At 71.3% G+C, this 17,943-nt stretch carries 16 protein-coding genes; 6 read left to right on the top strand and 10 right to left on the bottom strand.

The features are described from left to right. Nucleotides 1–102 precede the first annotated feature (102 nt). Nucleotides 103–486, top strand: a complete 384-nt coding sequence (locus tag ACFVT2_RS08925) for an ArsR/SmtB family transcription factor (protein WP_390014015.1) — start codon at nt 103–105, stop codon at nt 484–486. Between the two features lie 86 nt (nt 487–572). Here the strand turns inward: ACFVT2_RS08925 and ACFVT2_RS08920 are convergent, their stop codons facing one another. The 5 genes from ACFVT2_RS08920 to ACFVT2_RS08900 all read right to left on the bottom strand — a co-directional run bounded on the left by ACFVT2_RS08920 (nt 573) and on the right by ACFVT2_RS08900 (nt 6,357). Next, nucleotides 573–1,367: a carbon-nitrogen hydrolase family protein gene (locus tag ACFVT2_RS08920; protein ID WP_390014012.1), complete on the bottom strand. Its 795-nt coding sequence runs from the start codon at nt 1,365–1,367 to the stop codon at nt 573–575. Nucleotides 1,368–1,564: 197 nt separating this feature from the next. Further along, nucleotides 1,565–2,974, bottom strand: coding sequence for an aspartate ammonia-lyase (gene aspA, locus ACFVT2_RS08915; protein WP_390014009.1), 1,410 nt, complete (start codon nt 2,972–2,974; stop codon nt 1,565–1,567). 52 nt (nt 2,975–3,026) lie between these two features. Next, a complete protein-coding gene (locus ACFVT2_RS08910; RefSeq protein ID WP_390014006.1) occupies nt 3,027–4,127 on the bottom strand; it encodes an asparaginase in 1,101 nt (366 codons plus the stop codon). After that, nucleotides 4,124–5,599: an amino acid permease gene (locus tag ACFVT2_RS08905; RefSeq protein ID WP_390014003.1), complete on the bottom strand. Its 1,476-nt coding sequence runs from the start codon at nt 5,597–5,599 to the stop codon at nt 4,124–4,126. Before ACFVT2_RS08905 ends, ACFVT2_RS08910 begins: the two co-directional genes overlap by 4 nt. Next, nucleotides 5,596–6,357: a FadR/GntR family transcriptional regulator gene (locus ACFVT2_RS08900; RefSeq protein WP_390014000.1), complete on the bottom strand. Its 762-nt coding sequence runs from the start codon at nt 6,355–6,357 to the stop codon at nt 5,596–5,598. The genes ACFVT2_RS08905 and ACFVT2_RS08900 overlap by 4 nt, the downstream gene beginning before the upstream one ends. A 178-nt stretch (nt 6,358–6,535) precedes the next feature. On the opposite strand from ACFVT2_RS08900, the gene ACFVT2_RS08895 reads away from it, so the two are divergent. After that, nucleotides 6,536–7,990: a glyceraldehyde-3-phosphate dehydrogenase gene (locus ACFVT2_RS08895; protein ID WP_390013997.1), complete on the top strand. Its 1,455-nt coding sequence runs from the start codon at nt 6,536–6,538 to the stop codon at nt 7,988–7,990. 93 nt (nt 7,991–8,083) lie between these two features. Here ACFVT2_RS08895 and ACFVT2_RS08890 read toward each other — a convergent pair whose 3' ends face one another. Further along, nucleotides 8,084–9,007 carry an alpha/beta fold hydrolase gene (locus tag ACFVT2_RS08890; RefSeq protein WP_390013995.1) on the bottom strand — a complete coding sequence of 308 codons (924 nt, stop codon included), beginning with the start codon at nt 9,005–9,007 and terminating at the stop codon, nt 8,084–8,086. A gap of 126 nt (nt 9,008–9,133) precedes the next feature. Between ACFVT2_RS08890 and ACFVT2_RS08885 the strand changes: the two genes are divergently transcribed. Both ACFVT2_RS08885 and ACFVT2_RS08880 read left to right on the top strand, forming a co-directional pair. Next, on the top strand, nt 9,134–9,745 hold the full coding sequence (locus ACFVT2_RS08885; protein ID WP_390013992.1) for a CGNR zinc finger domain-containing protein: 612 nt from the start codon (nt 9,134–9,136) through the stop codon (nt 9,743–9,745). 202 nt (nt 9,746–9,947) lie between these two features. Then, the gene (locus tag ACFVT2_RS08880; RefSeq protein WP_390013989.1) at nt 9,948–11,480 is read left to right on the top strand and encodes an adenosine deaminase; all 1,533 of its coding nucleotides are present in this window, start codon (nt 9,948–9,950) and stop codon (nt 11,478–11,480) included. A gap of 66 nt (nt 11,481–11,546) precedes the next feature. Here the strand turns inward: ACFVT2_RS08880 and ACFVT2_RS08875 are convergent, their stop codons facing one another. Further along, nucleotides 11,547–12,149 (bottom strand): GNAT family N-acetyltransferase, encoded by a 603-nt coding sequence (locus ACFVT2_RS08875; RefSeq protein WP_390013986.1) that lies wholly within the window; start codon nt 12,147–12,149, stop codon nt 11,547–11,549. A gap of 125 nt (nt 12,150–12,274) precedes the next feature. After that, on the bottom strand, nt 12,275–13,051 hold the full coding sequence (locus tag ACFVT2_RS08870) for a GNAT family N-acetyltransferase (protein ID WP_390013984.1): 777 nt from the start codon (nt 13,049–13,051) through the stop codon (nt 12,275–12,277). 213 nt (nt 13,052–13,264) lie between these two features. Here ACFVT2_RS08870 and ACFVT2_RS08865 point away from each other — a divergent pair, with 213 nt between their 5' ends. Further along, a complete protein-coding gene (locus tag ACFVT2_RS08865; protein ID WP_390013981.1) occupies nt 13,265–13,942 on the top strand; it encodes a hypothetical protein in 678 nt (225 codons plus the stop codon). 815 nt (nt 13,943–14,757) lie between these two features. Here the strand turns inward: ACFVT2_RS08865 and ACFVT2_RS08860 are convergent. Then, on the bottom strand, nt 14,758–15,738 hold the full coding sequence (locus ACFVT2_RS08860) for an aldo/keto reductase (RefSeq protein ID WP_390013978.1): 981 nt from the start codon (nt 15,736–15,738) through the stop codon (nt 14,758–14,760). A gap of 11 nt (nt 15,739–15,749) precedes the next feature. Next, nucleotides 15,750–16,709 (bottom strand): alpha/beta hydrolase, encoded by a 960-nt coding sequence (locus tag ACFVT2_RS08855; protein ID WP_390013976.1) that lies wholly within the window; start codon nt 16,707–16,709, stop codon nt 15,750–15,752. Nucleotides 16,710–16,829: 120 nt separating this feature from the next. Between ACFVT2_RS08855 and ACFVT2_RS08850 the strand changes: the two genes are divergently transcribed. Next, nucleotides 16,830–17,489, top strand: a complete 660-nt coding sequence (locus ACFVT2_RS08850) for a TetR/AcrR family transcriptional regulator (RefSeq protein ID WP_390013973.1) — start codon at nt 16,830–16,832, stop codon at nt 17,487–17,489. Nucleotides 17,490–17,943: the final 454 nt, after the last annotated feature.

The following is a 17,943-nucleotide window of genomic DNA, read 5'->3' as shown; positions in this document are numbered from 1 at the left end:
AACGACCCTTCGCGGGCAGGAACGGGCGACGCCATCACCGTACAGGAATGGATGAACAACTCTTCATTCATTCTGGTGACCGGGATCCTTAGGATGGCTCCCATGGGCCACGGAATTGATGACAAGAGCAGCGCCACCACCCGCGAACGCCTGGACGCCGTAGGGGCCGCGGACGTCGCCGCCACCCTCCAGGCCCTCTCCACCCCCTCCCGGCTGCGCATCCTCGCCCGTCTCCAGGAGGGGCCCTGCTCAGTGGGGGACCTCGCCGCCGCCGTCGGCATGGAACAGTCCGCCTGCTCCCACCAACTCCGCCTGCTGCGCAACCTCGGCCTGGTCACCGGCGAACGCAACGGCCGCTCGATCGTCTACGCCCTCTACGACCACCACGTCGCGGAACTCCTCGACCAGGCCCTCTACCACGTCGAGCACCTCCGCCTCGGCCTGCGTGACGTCCCGTCAACCACCGAGGAACCACTGGTCAGTTGAAGGGCAGGGGCCCCGGCCGGATCCCTCCGACCGGGGCCCGCGCGGCCCGCCTGGGGCCTGTCCGGTGGATCAGGGTCGGACAGGCCCTACAGCCGCCGGTTGTCCAGCACGGCCACCGCCCGCCGGACCCGCTCGGCCTCCGCCGGGTCCACCTCGCCCAGCAGCAGCCCCGGCGCCCCGCCCAGCCGCGCCCGCACCGTCCCGTCCGGGCCGACCAGCGCGCTGTGCCCCACACCGGTCGGCGCCTTGGTGGGCGCCTCCGGATCGACGTCCTGGTCCGGCGCCGCCTGGTCCACCGCCGCCAGCCACACCGTCGCGTCCAGCGCCCGGGCCCGCACCAGCAGGTCCCACTGCTCCCGCTTGCCCGGCCCGGCACCCCACGACGCGGGCAGCACCGACACCGTCGCCCCGGCATCCGCGTGGGCCCGGAACAACTCCGGGAACCGCAGGTCGTAGCAGGTCGCCAGGCCCACCCGGACGCCGTCCACGTCGATCGTCACCACCCGCTCGCCGGACGCGACGGTGTCCGACTCGCGGAAGCCGAAGGCGTCATAGAGGTGGATCTTGTCGTAGGACTCCTCCACTCCGGGGCCGGTGGCCAGCAGGGTGTTGGCCACCCGGCCGTCCGGCGCCGGGGTGAACATCCCCGCCACCACGGTCACCCCGGTCTCCCGGGCCACCGCCCGCACCCCCTCGGCCCACGGCCCGTCCAGCGGTTCGGCGACCAACCCGAGCGGCACCCCGAAGCGCACCATCGCCGCCTCCGGCAGCACCGCCAGCCGCGCGCCCTCGGCGGCGGCCCGGCGCACCAGGTCCGCGACCTGCGCGAGGTTCTCCTTCGGTTCGGTCGAAGAGGTCATCTGGCACAGCGCGATACGCATCGGAGCCTTCTCCCGTCGTGTCCGGTCCGCGGCCCGCGCGGGGATCGTGCGAGCCGCCTTGACCAGGACGGTACGCCGTGCGGCCGCCGCGCCACAGCTTCCCCCGCCAGCACGCCGAAGCCCGGCCCGCGACGGACGCGGGCCGGGCTTCCGACGGGGAACCGGGGCGACGGGCGGCCGCCCCGGCCCCGGCCGGATCAGGACAGGGTGCCGCTCGCCCCGGCGATCTCCTCCGGGCGGAGCAGCGCGGCGAGCCGGTCCTCGGGCAACAGCCCCCGCTCCAGCACCAGTTCGGCGACCCCGCGCCCGGTGGCGAGGGCTTCCTTGGCGATCGCGGTCGCCGCGGTGTAGCCGATGTGCGGGTTGAGGGCGGTGACCAGACCGATGGAGTTCTGCACGCTCGCCCGCAGGGTCTCCGTGTTGGCGGTGATACCGGCGACACAGCGCTCCGCGAGGGTGCGGCAGGCCGCTCCCAGGTGCGTGATGCTCTCCGACAGGGAGTGCAGGATGATCGGTTCGAAGGCGTTGAGCTGGAGCTGCCCGGCCTCCGCGGCCATGGTGATGGTGACGTCGTTGCCGATCACCTCGAAGGCGACCTGGTTGACCACCTCCGGGATCACCGGGTTGACCTTCCCCGGCATGATGCTCGAACCGGCCTGCACCGGCGGCAGGTTGATCTCCGCGAGCCCGGCCCGCGGGCCGGAGGAGAGCAGCCGCAGATCGTTGCAGCTCTTGGAGAGCTTGACCGCGATCCGCTTGAGGACGCCGGACAGGTGGACGAACGCCCCGCAGTCCTGGGTGGCCTCCACGAGGTTGGCCGCGGTCACCAGCGGCAGCCCGGTGATCTCCGCCAGATGCCGGCGGGCCACCTCGGCGTAGCCCTTCGGCGCGTTGAGGCCGGTCCCGATGGCGGTGGCCCCGAGGTTGATCTCGTGGATGAGGGCGACCGCCTCGGCCAGCCGGCTCTGGTCCTCCTCCAGCATCACCGCGTACGCCGAGAACTCCTGGCCCAGCGTCATCGGCACCGCGTCCTGGAGCTGGGTGCGGCCCATCTTGAGGACGTCCCGGAACTCCTCGGCCTTGGCGGCGAACGCCTCGCGCAGCACGGTCATCGCGGCCAGGAGTTCCCGCACCGCGCTCACCGTGGCGACCTTGACGGCCGTCGGGTAGACGTCGTTGGTGGACTGGCTGAGGTTGACGTGCTCGTTGGGGTGCAGGTGGGCGTAGTCGCCCTTGGTGCGGCCCAGCAGCTCCAGCGCGCGGTTGGCGATCACCTCGTTGGCGTTCATGTTGGTCGACGTTCCGGCGCCGCCCTGGATCACGTCGACGATGAACTGGTCGTGCAGTCGCCCGTCGCGGATCTCCCGGCAGACGGCGGCGATCGCGTCGGCCTGCTCCGGGGCGAGCAGTCCGAGCTCGGCGTTGGCGCGGGCGGCGGCCTCCTTGACGGCGGCCAGCGCGTCGATCAGATGCGGGTAGCCGGAGATCGAGGTGCCGGTGATGGGGAAGTTCTCCGAGGCGCGCAGGGTGTGCACGCCCCAGTAGGCGTCGGCGGGTATCTCGCGGTCGCCGAGCAGGTCGTGTTCGCGGCGGTGGCCGGACGTCATGACGGGAGGTTCCTTCGTGCGGTGGGATGAGGGGTGAGGGGGAGGGGGTGTGTCACGCGGCCGGCTGCCGTGGACGGGGATGGTCGTCGTAGGGGTGGCCGGGCGGCGGATCGATCGCCGCGAGGAAACCGACCTCCGTACCGCCGCCCAGGACGGGGGCGGTGGCGAAGGGGGCGAGCACCGGGGCGGGCACGCCGCAGCGGGCCAGCGCCGCGGCCGTCACCGGCATCCGGGCGCGGTCCGCGCCGTCGGCGATCTTCACGCCGACCGCCCGGCCGTCCGGCAGCGCCGCGATCTGCACGCCCTCGAAACCGTCCTTGGCCAACAGCCCGGGCAGCGCCCGGACCAGCCGGGCGACATCGCGGTCGTGGCCGGAGACCATCTCCGGGTGGCTGCGCACGGCGTGCGCGACCCGGCCTTCGTCGGTGTCCGGGGCGGCCGTGGCCAGCCGGGCCGCGGCCCGGGTCAGACCGAGCAGCGACACCGCGAACAGCGGTGCGCCGCAGCCGTCGACGGTGACCCGCGCGATGCCCTGCCCGGTGAGTTCCTCCACGGTCGCGGCCAGCTCCCACTGGAGCGGATGCCCGGGATCGAGGTAGGTGTCCAGCCGCCAGCCGCGGCTGCGCGCCGTTGCCAGCATGGCGGCGTGCTTCCCGGAGCAGTTCTGGGCGAGCCGACTGGGGCCCAGACCGCGGGCCAGCCAGGCGTTCCGCTCGGCGGTCCCGTAGGGCAGGTCGGGAACGTTGCGCAGGTCGTCCTCGGTCAGGCCGGCGTCGTGCAGGATGCGCCGGGCGGTCGCCAGGTGACGCTCCTCGCCGGAGTGACTGGCCGCGACCAGGGCCAGCGCCGCGTCGTCCAGCGGCGGCAGCCCGGCCCGCAGCAGGCCGACCGCCTGGAGCGGTTTGAGCGCCGAACGGGGGTAGAACGCGGCCTCGGCGTCGCCCTGTTGGTACGCCACGGTGCCGTCCGCCCCCAGCACCACCACCGAACCGTGGTGGACGCCCTCGACGAGACCGTCGCGGACGACGTGGGCGACCGGGACGTGGTGCGGGGTGCGGACGGGCGGCGGATCACCCGCGGCCCGCCCCGCGGCGGCGCCGCCGGAAACCGTGCCGCCGGCCGTGTCAGCGCTGGTGCCGTACCACCTGCTCATGCGCCACTCCCGGGCTCGGCCCCGCGCTGGAGCGCGGCGACCCGGCGGCGGACCAGGAACCAGCCGCCGACCAGCGCGGCCGCGATCACCGGCAACGACAGCACAGTGGTCCGACCGGCGCCGCCGTCGGCCCACATCAGCACCAGCACCAGGGCGAGGAAGACCAGCGTCACCAGCTCGGTCCACGGGGAACCGGGCAGCCGGTAGCCGGGGCGGATCAGCTGCCCCGCCCGGGCCTTCCGCCAGAACAACAGATGACAGATCATGATCATGGCCCAGGTGCTGAGGATGCCGATCGCCGCGAAGTTCAGCACGATCTCGAACGCCTGGCTCGGCACGAGGTAGTTGAGCCCCACGCCCAGCACGCAGAAGCCCGAGGTGAGCAGGATCCCGCCGTACGGCACCTGGCTGCGGCTCATCACGCCGGTGAACCGCGGCGCGGACCCGGACAGCGCCATCGAGCGCAGGATGCGCCCGGTGGAGTAGAGACCGGAGTTGAGGCTGGACATCGCGGCGGTGAGCACGACGAGGTTCATCACCCCGCCCGCGGCCGGAACCCCGAGCCGGGAGAGCACGGTGACGAAGGGGCTCTCGCCCGACGAGTACGCGTTCCAGGGCAGCAGCATGGTCAGCAGCACCACCGTGCCCACGTAGAACAGCGCCACCCGCCACATGATCGAGTTGATCGCCCGGGGCACCACCTTCGCCGGCTCGGCGGTCTCGCCGGCCGTGACCCCGACCAGTTCCACCGAGGCGTAGGCGAAGACCACCCCCTGGATGACCAGCAGCATCGCCAGCGAACCGGTCGGGAAGATCCCGCCGTTGTCGATGATCAGCGAGGGCCCGGGGGAGTGGCCGTCCACCGGGTGGTGGGTGGCGAGCAGGTAGATGCCGATCAGCATGAACAGGGTGAGCGCGCCGACCTTGACGATCGCGAACCAGAACTCCAGCTCACCGAAGATCCTCACCGAGATCAGGTTCACCGTGAGCACCACCGCCAGCGCGATCAGCGCGATCACCCACTGCGGGACGTCGGCGAACATGCCCCAGTAGTGCGTGTAGGTCGCCACCGCGGTGATGTCGGCGATCCCGGTGGTCGCCCAGTTCAGGAAGTACATCCAGCCCGCGACGAACGCCCCCTTCTCGCCGAGGAACTCCCGGGCGTAGGAGACGAACGCGCCGGACGACGGCCGGTACAGCACCAGTTCGCCCAGGGCCCGGACGACGAGGAAGGCGACGACGCCGCACAGCGCGTACGCCAGGGCCAGCGACGGTCCCGCGGTGGCGAGCCGGCCGCCCGCCCCCAGGAACAGGCCGGTCCCGATGGCGCCGCCGATGGCGATCATGTTGATGTGCCGGGAGGTGAGCGACTTGCGGTAGCCGGCGTCGCCGGCGTCCACGTGCCCGCCGCCCGTAGGGGGCCGCCGCTCCGCGCCCGATGGATCCGTCTCGCGTACCGATGGCTCGTTCATCCGCGCTCCTCGCCTTCGGCGCCGTCCGTGGTGGGGGCCGCACGGTGCGCCGGCCCGACGATGGTGGACAGCGTCGACTCGACCCGTGCGAGGTGGTGCTTCATCGCTTCGACCGCGTCGTGCTCGGAGCTGTCGACGATGGCCTCCACGATGGCCCGGTGCTCCCGGTTCGCCTGCTCGCGGCGCCCGCCGACGTCGTTGAGGAACGCCGACTGACGGGCCAGGGCGTCCCGGATCTCCTCGATCACCCGCCGGAAGACCGGGTTCCGGGCGGCCTGGGCGACCGTCAGGTGGAAGAGCGTGTCCATGGCGACCCAGGCGGTGGTGTCGGTCTCCCGCTCCATCCGCTCCAGCAGGTGGTGCAGGTGGTCGAGGTCCTCCGGCGTCCGGCGCACCGCCGCGTACCCGGCGACCGGGACCTCGACGTGGCGACGGACCTCCAGCAGGTCACTGGCCGCGTAGTCGCCGAAGGTCGGATCGGCCACCGCGCCGTCCGAGACGACGAAGGTGCCCTTGCCCGTGCGGGAGACGGTGAGCCCCATCGTCTGGAGCGCGCGGAGCGCCTCGCGGAGCACCGGCCGGCTGACTTCGAGACGGCGGCACAGCTCGGCTTCGGAGGGGAGCTTGTCCCCGACGGCGTAGTCGCCCCGCTCGATGGCCCCGCGCAGATGGCTCAGCACGGCCTCCATCGCAGTCACGCGGCGGGGGACGGGGGTGGTGGGTATGTCGCCAGCTGTCTGGCTGTCTGACAGGTTCACCCGGGGATCGTCGGCCGCGGGCGGGGGAGCTGTCAAGGGAGGGGACGCGACGGGTTCACTCCGAGCGCGCGGAGCGTTCATCCGGCGGGCGCTTTCCTCAGGGGGCACCCCTTGGAAGGGTCGAACTGGCGTGGGGTTAGCATATGAGCACCGCCTAGCTCGATCGAGAGATAAGCCTGTGACTGTCAACGACGACTCGTTCACCAACTGGAAGAACCGCGAGGAGATCGCGGAGTCGATGATCCCGATCATCGGGAAGCTGCACCGGGAGCGGGACGTCACCGTCCTCCTCCACAGCCGTTCCTTGGTGAACAAGTCGGTGGTCAGCATCCTCAAGACGCATCGGTTCGCCCGGCAGATCGCAGGTGAGGAGCTGTCGGTCACCGAGACGCTGCCGTTCCTCCAGGCGCTCACCGCGCTCGACCTCGGCCCCTCTCAGATCGACATCGGCATGCTGGCCGCAACCTACCGGTCCGACGACCGCGGTCTGTCGGTGGCGGACTTCACCGCCGAGGCCGTCGCCGGCGCCACGGGCGCCAACAAGATCGAGTGCCGCGAGGGGCGCGACGTCGTCCTCTACGGCTTCGGCCGCATCGGCCGCCTCGTGGCCCGCCTCCTCATCGAGAAGGCCGGCTCCGGCAACGGCCTGCGCCTGCGCGCCATCGTCGTCCGCGGCGGCGGTGGCCGGGCCGCCGAGGACCTCGTCAAGCGCGCCTCGCTGCTGCGTCGGGACTCCATCCACGGCCAGTTCCAGGGCACGATCACCGTCGACGAGGCGAACAGCACGATCATCGCCAACGGCAACGCGATCAAGATGATCTACGCCAACGACCCGTCCGAGATCGACTACACGGCGTACGGCATCAAGAACGCCATCCTGATCGACAACACCGGCAAGTGGCGCGACCGCGAGGGCCTGTCGAACCACCTGCGCCCCGGCGTCGACAAGGTCGTCCTGACCGCCCCGGGCAAGGGCGACGTGCCCAACATCGTGCACGGCGTCAACCACGACATGATCAAGCCGGACGAGCAGATCCTGTCCTGCGCCTCCTGCACCACCAACGCGATCGTCCCGCCGCTGAAGGCGATGGAGGACGAGTACGGCGTCCTGCGCGGCCACGTGGAGACCGTCCACTCGTTCACCAACGACCAGAACCTGCTGGACAATTACCACAAGTCGGACCGCCGTGGCCGTTCGGCGCCGCTCAACATGGTCATCACCGAGACCGGTGCCGCGTCCGCCGTCGCCAAGGCGCTGCCCGACCTCAAGGCGAAGATCACCGGCAGCTCGATCCGGGTCCCGGTGCCGGACGTCTCGATCGCCATCCTCAACCTCCAGCTGGCGCGCGAGACCACCCGCGAGGAGGTCCTCGACTACCTCCGTGACGTGTCGCTGACCTCGCCGCTCAAGCGCCAGATCGACTTCACCAGCGCCCCCGACGCGGTCTCCAACGACTTCATCGGCTCGCGTCACGCGTCGATCGTCGACGCCGGCGCCACCAAGGTCGACGGCGACAACGCGATCCTCTACCTCTGGTACGACAACGAGTTCGGCTACTCCTGCCAGGTCATCCGCGTCGTCCAGTACGTCTCCGGGGTGGAGTACCCGACCTACCCGGCGCCGTTGGTCTGATCCCGGCAGCCTGTCGGGACGCGACCCCGGCAGGCCGAGCGCCCGTGGGGCGGCAACCGATCCGATCCGGATCGGTTGCCGCCCCTTCGCCGTTCAGCGGTCGAGGAACGGGAGGAGGTGATCGAGGAGGGCGTCGGGGTGCTCCTCGGGAACGTAGTGCCCGCAGTCGGGCAGTACGACGCCGGCGAACCGTTCGGTGACCGGGCGGAGGAGAGCGGCGAGGCGGTCGCCCTGTCCGCGGGCGCCGGCGACGCTGAGGACCGGCATGGGGAGCGGATGCTGCCGGCGCCGGCCGTTCTGGGCGATGTTCTCGTCGGTGGCCCGGTAGTAGTCGAAGCTGGCGCGCAGCGCCTCGGGGTCGCGGGCGAGCGTTTCGACGTAGAAGTCGACGGCGGACTCCGGCAGCGGACGCGCGGCCTTCAGGCGGAACTGGTCGCCGTAGTAGAGGTGTTCGCGGCCGCGGACGAGCAGCTCGTTGATCGACCGCTTGCGGTTGAAGGCGAAGTGCCACAGCAGGTCGTTCTGTGCCTCGGAGCCGAAGAGTGGGAGGTCGGGCGCGAGGCCGGGGAGGGTGGCGTCGAGCAGGGCGAGGCGTGCGACCGCGTCGGGGTGGTCCGCGGCGAGGGCGTAACCGAGCCACATGCCGATGTCGTGGCCGACCATGGCGAACCGTTCGTGGCCCAACTGCCGCATCAGCGCGCGGAGTTCGGCGGCCACGGTGCCGCTGTCGTATCCGTCGTGGGGTTTGTCGGAGCGTCCCACGCCGCGCGGGTCGACCGCGATCACGCGGAAGCGTTCCGCCAGGCGCGGCATCACGAAGCGCCACACGTACCAGTTCTGCGGCCAGCCGCCGACGAGCAGGAGGGGCGCTCCGGCGCCGCCCTGCACGGTGTGCAGCCCGACCCCGCCGACCTGCACGAGGCTGCTCTCGAAGACGTCCGTGAAGCCGTCCGGTAGCCAGGGGACGCCGGTGACGGTGCCGAAACCGGCCAGCGGCCGGAGGGTCGCAGCGCTCATGCCTGTCCTTTCCATGCTCTCGTATAGAACCGTTTAAACCGGTTCTCGTGAACCACTTAAAGCGGTTCGTCTGAGGACTGTCAAGCGCTGGCTGCCGGGCTGGCGGAGCGCGTACCATGAACCACCATGACCGGTTCACCTGCTGTCCGAAGCCCCTCGTCCCCGGCCGCTGCCCGGCCCGGCCCCGAGGACTTCCGGCTCGGCAACGAGATCCTCGCGTTCCGCTTCGTCGCCACCCTCAGCGAGCGACGCGGCAACCCGGTGGAACGGATCGCCACACCGGAACACCTCCGTACCTGGCTCGCCCTCAACGGACTCGGCGGCCCGGACCTGCCGGTGTCCGAGGCCCTGCTGCGCGACGCCCAGGCGCTGCGCGAGGCCATCCACCGGGCCGGCACGGCGGTCGCCGCCGACGAGGTGCCCGACCCGGCGGACGAGGAGCTGCTCAACCGCTGGACCGCACGGCACCGGGCCCGGCTCGTCCTCACCGGCGGGCGGGCGCGGTGGCGGCTGCCGGAGACCGACCCGGCGCGCGCCGCGCTCGCGGTCGTCGCGCTGGACGCCGTCGCCACCCTCGGCACCGGCGACGGCGTCATCAAGCGCTGCGAACAGCCCACCTGCGACGGGCTGTTCGTGGACACCAGCCGCGGCCGACGACGGCGCTGGTGCTCCATGGCGACCTGTGGGAACAAGGTGAAGAAGGCCAACCTCAAGGCGGCCCGGACCGGCACCGACTGAGCGTCGGCGCAGGTCGGCGGCCGACGTCACCGGCGTCCCCGCGCGGCGCCGGACGCCGCTGTCCGCCGGAATTGCCGAAAAGTGCCTGGCCAGAACCTTGTCGGACGGTGACGATGCGAACGTGAATCGTGATCACCGTCGTGCCACGCACCGTCGCCGGGTTCTCCGGACCGGTCTGGCCGCCCTCAGCATCCTGCCGTTGATGTCCGCACTGCCCGCGGCCGCACAGTCGCCCAACGCCCCCCTCCCCTCGTCGCCTTCCGCCCGGCCGCTGACCACGGCCGAGGCGCGCACCGCCGCCTACCTGGAGTCCGTCCGCCAGGATCCGGCGCGGCTGCGCGGCTTCTTCCGGCAGCTGCCGAAGGGCGGCGACCTGCACAACCACCTCTCCGGCGCGGTACCGACCGAGTACCTGATCACCCTCGCCGCCGAGGACGGACTGTGCGTCGACGAGAAGACGATGACGGCGGTTCCGCCGCCGTGCGGACCGGGCAAGCGGCCGGCGGCGGACGCCCGGACCGACCGGGCCTTCCATGACGCCCTGGTGCGCGCCTGGTCCATGGAGGACTTCCCGGCGGGCGAGTCGGGGCACGACCACTTCTTCGACACCTTCGGCAAGTTCGGCGAGGTGACCTGGCGCCACCGCGGCAAGCTGCTGTCGAGGGTCGCCGACGACATCGTCGGGCAGAACCAGTTCTACCTGGAGACGCTGGTCACCCCCGCCTCCGAGGAAGCCAAGAAGGTTGCCGACGCGATCGGTTGGCACGGCGACGCCGCCCGCATGCACCAGGAGCTGGTCGCCGACGGCAAGCTGGACCGCCTGGTGGCCACCGCCCGCAAGGAAGCGGACGACGCGGACGCCGAGTTCCGCAAGACCTCCCGCTGCGGCACGTCCCACCCCGCGCCCGGGTGTCGGCTGACGGTGCGGTGGAACTCCCAGGTCTCCCGGGGCAGCACCCCCGAGCGGGTCTTCACGCAGATGGAGGTCGGACTGCGGCTGGCCGAGCAGGACCCGCGGTTCACCGCGGTCAACTTGGTCCAGCCCGAGGACGGCGAAAGCGCCCTGCGCGACTACAGCCTCCAGATGCGGATGCTCGACTACCTGCACCGCACCTATCCGCGCGCCCACATCACCCTGCACGCCGGTGAGCTGTGGCCGGGCCTGGCCAAGCCGGCGGACCTGAAGTTCCACATCAACGAGGCCGTCGACGTCGCCCACGCCGAACGCATCGGTCACGGCGTGGACCTCGTCCACGAGGACGACTGGCGGCAGTTGGCGCGGACCATGGCCGCCCGCCAGGTGGCCGTCGAGGTCCCGTTCACCAGCAACGCCCAGATCCTCGGGGTGAAGGGCGCCGAGCACCCCTTCTCGACCTACCGCGCCTACGGGGTGCCGATCGTGCTGGCCACCGATGACCCCGGCATCTCCCGCATCGACATCAGCCACGAGTACCAGTACGCCGCCACCACGTACCACCTCGGCTACGGCGAGCTGAAGGACCTGGCCCGCGCCTCCCTCCAGTACTCCTTCCTCTCCGGCCGCAGTCTGTGGCAGGGCAACCCGACACGGTCCGGCTACCACCCGGTCGCCGCCTGCCGCGGACAGCTCCCCGGCAGCGGAACCCCCGGTCCCACCTGCCGGCACCTGCTCGCGTCCAGCCCCAAGGCGGCCGTCGAGTGGCGGCAGGAGGCGGCCTTCGCCTCCTTCGAGCGGAACGTCACCGCCCGCCGCTGAGCGCCGTCCGGCCCCGGGCCCTGGCGCACCGTGTACGACGGGGCGCCGGGGCTCCGCGTCGCCCGCTCAGCGGGACGCCTCCGGGCCGGTCGGCTCCACGCGGAAGTCGAGCATGTAGAAGACCTTGTCCCAGCGGCGCTCGCCGATCGCGACGAAGCCGGGGAGCCGGCCGTACTCCCGGAAGCCCAGCGACCGGTACAGGCGCAGGGCGTGCGCGTTGTCGGCCCGGGCGTCCAGGGTGAGCACCTCGACGCCGGCCTGCCGGGCGTCGTCGATCAGCGCGGCGGTCAGCGCCCGGCCGGTGCCGCGGCCGTGGGCGGTGCCGGCCACCGCGAGCTTCTCCAGATCGGCGTGCGGGCGATGGGTCGGGCGGCTGTAGCGCAGCCAGTAGCCCAGGCCGATCAGGGTCCGCCCGGCGTAGGCGGCCCGCAGTGCCCCGTCGCCGGACGTGGCGGCGGCCAGTACTCGCTCGACGAGTTCGGCCACCTCGTCGCGCCCGGGCGGGTCCACCCAGCCGAGCGGCGCGCCCTCGGCGACCAGGTCGGCGAGTATCCGATACGCCGACTCGGGGAAGTCGGCGGCCAGTTCGGGGTCGGCCAGCACCGCGTGGGCGTCCAGGACTCTGGACTCGCGGGCATTCTCGGGCTTGTTGATCATGAGGGGTCGCATGGGCGGCAGCCTAGTAGTGCTTCGTTCAGTTGGTTTTGACCGTGTTGTGTGTTGTGGGGCGTGCTGCCGCTCGTGGATCCGAGCGGCGCTGAATCCCGTCGGTCGATGCCGCGTTCCGGGTGAGGTCAGCCGAGCGTGTGTACGTACGGGGTGGTGGTGGCCAGCGGCACGAACCCGAGCCGCCGCAGGATCGGACGGCTCTGGTCGGACGCGTCGACCTGGAGGTAGCGGTAGCCGTGTTCGGCGGCGATGCGGGTGCGGAAGGCGACCAGGGCCCGGTAGACGCCCCGGCCGCGCCACTCCGGCACGGTGCCCCCGCCCCACAGGCTCGCGAAGGACGTCCCCGGGTGCAGTTCCATCCGCGCCGCGCTCACCGGAACGTCACCGGCCATGGCGACGACCGCGGGAGGCAAGCCAGCGGTCAACTGGCCGAGCAACAACTGCCGGTGGTACGGCCGCGCCTCGCCGAACGCCCGCTCCTGCGCGGCCACCGCGAGCTCGACCCCGGCAGCGTCGGTCACCGGGAGCAGGCGAACGCCCTCGGGCAGCTCGACGCTCGTGGGCAGGTCTTCGATGTCGGCGACCATCAGCGTCTCCTCCGGCTCGGGGACGAAACCCGCTGCCCGCAGCCGTCCGGGTAGGTCGGCCGGCCGGTCGTACCCGTACAACTTCCACTCGAACCCGCGCCCGAGCGAGGTGAAGTACTCCACCTGTTCCGCGACCGCGGCGTCCGCCGTGGCCTCGTCCAGCTCCGACCAGACGACCCCGTTCCAGCCGTCGGCGTCTGCGCCGACATGGCGTACGACGCCGCCCACCCGCTCTACCCGGGCTCCGGGCCCATCGGCCCGGATGCCCTGCCGCATCTCGCGATCGAATACCGCCAGCACTGTGTCCTGATCCATCCGCTCACTCCAGCATCACCAGGCGCACGAGGCAACGGAAAATGGATGGCGCCCCGTCGAGTGGCGTAGCTGAGCTCTGCTGAGCACCCTTGCGGCATGACTGGCGCCGGGGCTGGAACCGACGGGTCCGTCCGGTGGGACGCGGTGCTCAGTTCGGCGGTTCGGATGCCGGTGCTCGGGTGGTGATTGCGCCCGGCAAGAACGGGGGTTGCAATGGGCGATATACCGGGCGCACGCGTGGAGTTGGACCGGCTGGGCCGAGCCCTGCGCGCGCAAATGGTCGAACTGATCACCGACCTGACCCCCGGCAGCGACCTCGGCCTGCTGTTCCTCGACGAGCCGACGGTCGCCGACTGGCACGAGCCGCTGCGCCACCACTACTCGGCCCTGTTCCGCGGGGAGCGTCCGGCGAACGTCGGCGCCGCCGACCTCGCGTCCCGCGCGCCCGCCCGGCTCGGCTCGGCAGGCTGGGAAGTCGCGGCGTCGGAGGAGAACGACGGCGCGAAGCGCTGGAACGTGGTCACTGGCCGCCATGACGGCAGCAGCATCGAAATCCGTGTAGGCCACCACACGTCCGCCGTGATGTTCAGCGGGCAGACGCCGATGCTGGCCCTGCGCGCGCCGGAGGAGTTCCAGTGGCCGGAGCCGGTACGCACGCCCGAGACTGTCGCGCCCGGATACGTGCTGTGCTACGAGTGCGACGGCCTGGGCGAGTGCCCCGGATGCCCCGGATGCGGCGGACGCGGCTGGGTGCCCGACCAGGCCCACGGACGGACCAACTGTCGCGAATGCCGCAGGGAACGCGTCTGCCTGATCTGCCGGGGCTCGGGTCAGCTCGCCATCTCCCAGCTGAGCCCGTACCAGCAGGGCCATTACCCCGAATTGGGCTAGTTCGCGCATACCGCCTGGCGTGGACTCGTCGCTTCCCTCGGTGGTCAGGGCCGTCTCCCGGCGTCCTCGACGAGCTCCTGCACCACCCGCGCGCATACCGCCATGATCGCCTCAACGCCGTCGGCCGTACGCAGTGACTCCAGCACCCGCATACGCCGGCCAGGGCCTCATGCCGGTCCTGGCGGCGTACGGCGATGATCACCAGCCCGGAGCGGTCCACCACCTCCTGGTTGCCGACGCACACCCGTACGCCCTCGTAGTCCTCGGACAGTTCCACGGCCGCGCGGGCGCCCCGGGGGAGAGGAGTGCGACAGCCAGGGCGCCTGCCAGGCAGAGAGTCATCCTCGCCCAACCCAGCGCCGGCGGCAGGCCGGTAGCGCCAGAGGCGTCCTTGGTGAGCAGCCCGGTCAGCCCGATGCTGGTGCCGAGCACGAACATCACGGTCGCGGCGGGGCGTGCCCACCACTCGCCCGCGTTGACGGCCCAAGTCGTCCCGAGCCAGGCGAGGACACCGAACCGAACGCTCCGATGACGGACAACACGACCGGGCAGGTGCCGACAGCCGAGTCGACCCGCGCATGGGCGTACGTGGGGTAGCCGGCCCGGACGTCGCCGGCCGGCAGATCACGGTCGGCGTAGGGGACGATCGTCGCGAGGACGGTGAGCCCGAGACCCGTGCACATCGTTCCAATTGCCCATCGCTCATGGGGGTCTTCCCCATCCGAGCGCCTTCCCCTGAGTCATATCGAGTCGTGCGGCGAAGATGGCTCGCAAGAGCCCGACGATCTCCGCCCGCGCATACCCTGCTCCGGGTCTCATTGGTCGATCATGCCGATGCCGTGGTCGCCGTATCGCGCCCCTCGGGCCCCAATGGTGGGGACGGCAACGTCGATGCGGCTGAGGTCGGTCGCGGTCAGGTGCAGATCGAGGGCGGCCAGGTTGTCGCGCAGGTGGGGGCGACGCGAACTGCCGGGGATGGGGATGACGTCGCTGCCACGGCTGAGGAGCCAGGCCAGGGCGACCTGGGCGGGGGTGGCATCCGTGGCGGCGGCGAGTCGAGTGAGGGCGTCGACGATGGCCAGGTTGGCCCTGAGGTTGTCGCCGGTGTAGCGGGGGGCGGTGGCGCGGAAATCGCCGCTGTCGTACGAGGTGGTGGCGCGGACGGCTCCGGTGAGCAGGCCGCGGCCGAGGGGGCTGTAGGCGACCAGGGCCGCGCCGATGCTGCGCAGAGCGGGCAGGATGTCGTTTTCGACATGGCGTTCCCACAGTGAGTACTCGGTCTGGACGGCGCTGATGGGGTGTACGGCGTGGGCGCGTAGGAGGGTGGCGGCGGAGACTTCGGACAGCCCGATGTGGCCCACCTTGCCCTGGGCGACCAGTTCGGCCAGCGCTCCGACCGACTCCTCGACGGGCACGACAGGGTCGATGCGCGCGAGGTAGTACACGTCGATGTGGTCGGTGCGCAGCCGGCGCAACGACGCCTCGCAGGCACGCCGCAGATAGCCGGGAGAACCGGTGGGGACCAGCCCTTCGGCGGTGCGCCGGATGCCCGTCTTGGTGGCCAGCACGACGCGGTCACGGTGCGGCGCGAGGGTCTGGCCGAGGAGTTCCTCGTTCGCACCGTCGCCGTAGAAGTCGCCGGTGTCGAACATGGTGACGCCACATTCGAGGGCCTCCAGCACGGTGGCCGCTGCCTCATGTGGGTCGGCGGGGCCGTAGCTGCCCGTCATGCTCATGCAGCCCAGACCGAGTCGGGAGACCGCGGGGCCGTCGGCGCCCAGGGTATTGGTGTGCATCGTTCCCCCCATCACGTCGCCAGGGCCGCGCGGAGGAACGCGAGGATCTCCGCCTGGGCGGCTCCGGCCTGCGGTTCCACTCCCGGCAGGGTGAGGAACGCGTGCCTCGCGCCCGGGTATTCGGTCAGCCGCACGGACGTCCCGGCGGCCCGCAGCCGCTCGGCGTAGCGGCGGCCGTGATCGGCGAGCGCATCCTGGGTCGGCACCACGAGCAGCGCCGGGGCGAGCCCGCTCAGGTCGTCCGCGTAGAGCGGCGAGAACGCCCGGGCGTCCGTTCCCGCCGGGACGGCGAGCCGCTGAAGGAGCCGCAGTTGCGGCAGGGCGCGGGTCGGGCTGTATGCATACTCGGCGATCGAGGGGTGGTCGTACATCGTGTCGGTCACATCGACCACGGGGTTGACCAGCACCTGCGCCGCCAGGTGCAGACCGTCCTCCCGGGCCCGGATGGCCGTCAAGGCGCTGACGAGTGCGCCGCAGCTCTCACCGAAGACGGCCGTGCGCGCCGGGTCGATGCCCCACTGCGCGGCGTGCTGCACCACATGCCGCAGCACGTCCCAGCCGTCGTCGGCGGCGTTCGCGAGCGGACTGTCCGGGGCGACGAGGCGGTGCTCGACCGAGACGACGAGCGCGGGCAGTTGGACGGCGAGGTGGCTGTTGGTCCAGTCGCACTGCACCGCCGTGCCGACGAAGCCGCCTCCGTGGACGTGGACCACGAGTGGCAGGTCGGTTCGGGCGGCGTCACCGTCACCCGTCGACGCCGGCCGGTACAGCCGGACCGGGAGGTCGCGTCCGGGCAGCGCGACGTTACGCCACTCGATCGCGGCGCCGGGGTCCGGCTCCCCGATGATCGCCCGCGCCGCGTCGGATGCCCGGAAGCGGTTCTCCGCGTCGCGGTAGGCGATCAGTTCCTCGGTCGTTAACGCCTCGAAGTCCGGCTCCGGCGGCCGCGTCGCAGCTGTGGTCTGGCTCATGTCCGTGTCTCTCCTTCTTCTCCCGGCCTTGCCTCCTGGCAGGCGCACGTCCTTAGTATGCACGCACTGCGTGCAACAGCAAGTGCATAGACTAGACTGAGCCCGGACGAGAGGGGCGAGATGGCAGGCCGAAGGCGTTGGTCGACCGAGGAGATCCTGGACACGGCGGCGGAACTGCTGCGTACGGGCGACGCAGAGTCGTTCAGCGTGCGCAAGCTCGCGGCAACGCTCGGGACCGACTCCTCCAGCCTCTACCGGCACTTCCGCAACAAGACCGAACTGCTGCGCGCGGTCTCCGATCGGATCCTGGCGTCCGCCATGGACGGCTACCGCCCCGAGGGCGACTGGAAGCAGCGCATCACCGCCACGGCCCTTCGCCTGCGCGAAGCCTTCGGCCGGCAGCCCCAACTCGCCGTGATCTGGGGGCGCTACGCGTCCGGCGGCACCGGATCCCGGTTGCTCATGGAAGAGATCCTGCAGTCCCTGCGAGCCTCGGGCCTGCCCGATCAGGAGATCCCGGCGCGCTACCACCGGATCGTCATCCTCCTCGCCGCGTTGATCGCCTCCGAGGCGGGCATCAGCACCATCACCGCCGAAGAGAACGAACAGGGCATGGAGCAGTTCCGTGTGGCGGTACTGGGCGCCGACCCCGAACGCTTTCCCACCCTGGCCCACTACGCTCGCGACATCCGCCCCCTCGGTGCAGACCGCCGCGACGCGTTCGAGGAGATCCTCGCCGCCCATCTCGCCCACATCGAGGCTGCAATCTCCCCGAGCTAGGCAGCTTCCTGCGGATCATCGGATCGTTGGGTGACGTGGCGGCGCTCTCGGTCAGCGTCAGATGCGATGGGTCGATTGCCGCGGATGCGAGGTCGCACGAGGCCGTCGGGCCCTCGGCATGGCCACGTCCCAGGCGGATGAGGACCAGGCTGCGCTCGCCCAACGCCTCTGCAACGAGCGGGAGAAGATCGTTCAGCGGATCGCCGACATGTTAGGCGTGCCGAGGTCGACGGTGTACGGACACCTCGACAAGACCAAGATGGTGGCCCGCCAGCCTAGAAGACCATGGTCGTGAAGCCCTGACCCGTACTTTGCAGCCGGGGTCAAATAGGAGCGCGGGGCCTCGATGAGCTGCCGACTGCCTTGACCGGCCCGGCCGAAGCCCACGCCGGCCAAGACGCAGCACCCACCGGCGGGCTGACGGGGAGTCAGCTTGCACCACACATGTTGCGAT

This window comes from Streptomyces sp. NPDC058000, assembly GCF_042886435.1.
GTDB lineage: Bacteria > Actinomycetota > Actinomycetes > Streptomycetales > Streptomycetaceae > Streptomyces.
This window is presented reverse-complemented; position numbering and strand designations above follow the sequence as displayed.

Bases quoted from the DNA above. Each gene is read 5' to 3' on its own strand.
- ACFVT2_RS08925 (WP_390014015.1), top strand. From the start codon at position 103: ATGGGCCACGGAATTGATGACAAGAGCAGCGCCACCACCCGCGAACGC.
- ACFVT2_RS08920 (WP_390014012.1), bottom strand. From the start codon at position 1,367: ATGCGTATCGCGCTGTGCCAGATGACCTCTTCGACCGAACCGAAGGAG.
- aspA (WP_390014009.1), bottom strand. From the start codon at position 2,974: ATGACGTCCGGCCACCGCCGCGAACACGACCTGCTCGGCGACCGCGAG.
- ACFVT2_RS08910 (WP_390014006.1), bottom strand. From the start codon at position 4,127: ATGAGCAGGTGGTACGGCACCAGCGCTGACACGGCCGGCGGCACGGTT.
- ACFVT2_RS08905 (WP_390014003.1), bottom strand. From the start codon at position 5,599: ATGAACGAGCCATCGGTACGCGAGACGGATCCATCGGGCGCGGAGCGG.
- ACFVT2_RS08890 (WP_390013995.1), bottom strand. From the start codon at position 9,007: ATGAGCGCTGCGACCCTCCGGCCGCTGGCCGGTTTCGGCACCGTCACC.
- ACFVT2_RS08885 (WP_390013992.1), top strand. From the start codon at position 9,134: ATGACCGGTTCACCTGCTGTCCGAAGCCCCTCGTCCCCGGCCGCTGCC.
- ACFVT2_RS08880 (WP_390013989.1), top strand. From the start codon at position 9,948: ATGTCCGCACTGCCCGCGGCCGCACAGTCGCCCAACGCCCCCCTCCCC.
- ACFVT2_RS08875 (WP_390013986.1), bottom strand. From the start codon at position 12,149: ATGCGACCCCTCATGATCAACAAGCCCGAGAATGCCCGCGAGTCCAGA.
- ACFVT2_RS08870 (WP_390013984.1), bottom strand. From the start codon at position 13,051: ATGGATCAGGACACAGTGCTGGCGGTATTCGATCGCGAGATGCGGCAG.
- ACFVT2_RS08865 (WP_390013981.1), top strand. From the start codon at position 13,265: ATGGGCGATATACCGGGCGCACGCGTGGAGTTGGACCGGCTGGGCCGA.
- ACFVT2_RS08860 (WP_390013978.1), bottom strand. From the start codon at position 15,738: ATGCACACCAATACCCTGGGCGCCGACGGCCCCGCGGTCTCCCGACTC.
- ACFVT2_RS08855 (WP_390013976.1), bottom strand. From the start codon at position 16,709: ATGAGCCAGACCACAGCTGCGACGCGGCCGCCGGAGCCGGACTTCGAG.
- ACFVT2_RS08850 (WP_390013973.1), top strand. From the start codon at position 16,830: ATGGCAGGCCGAAGGCGTTGGTCGACCGAGGAGATCCTGGACACGGCG.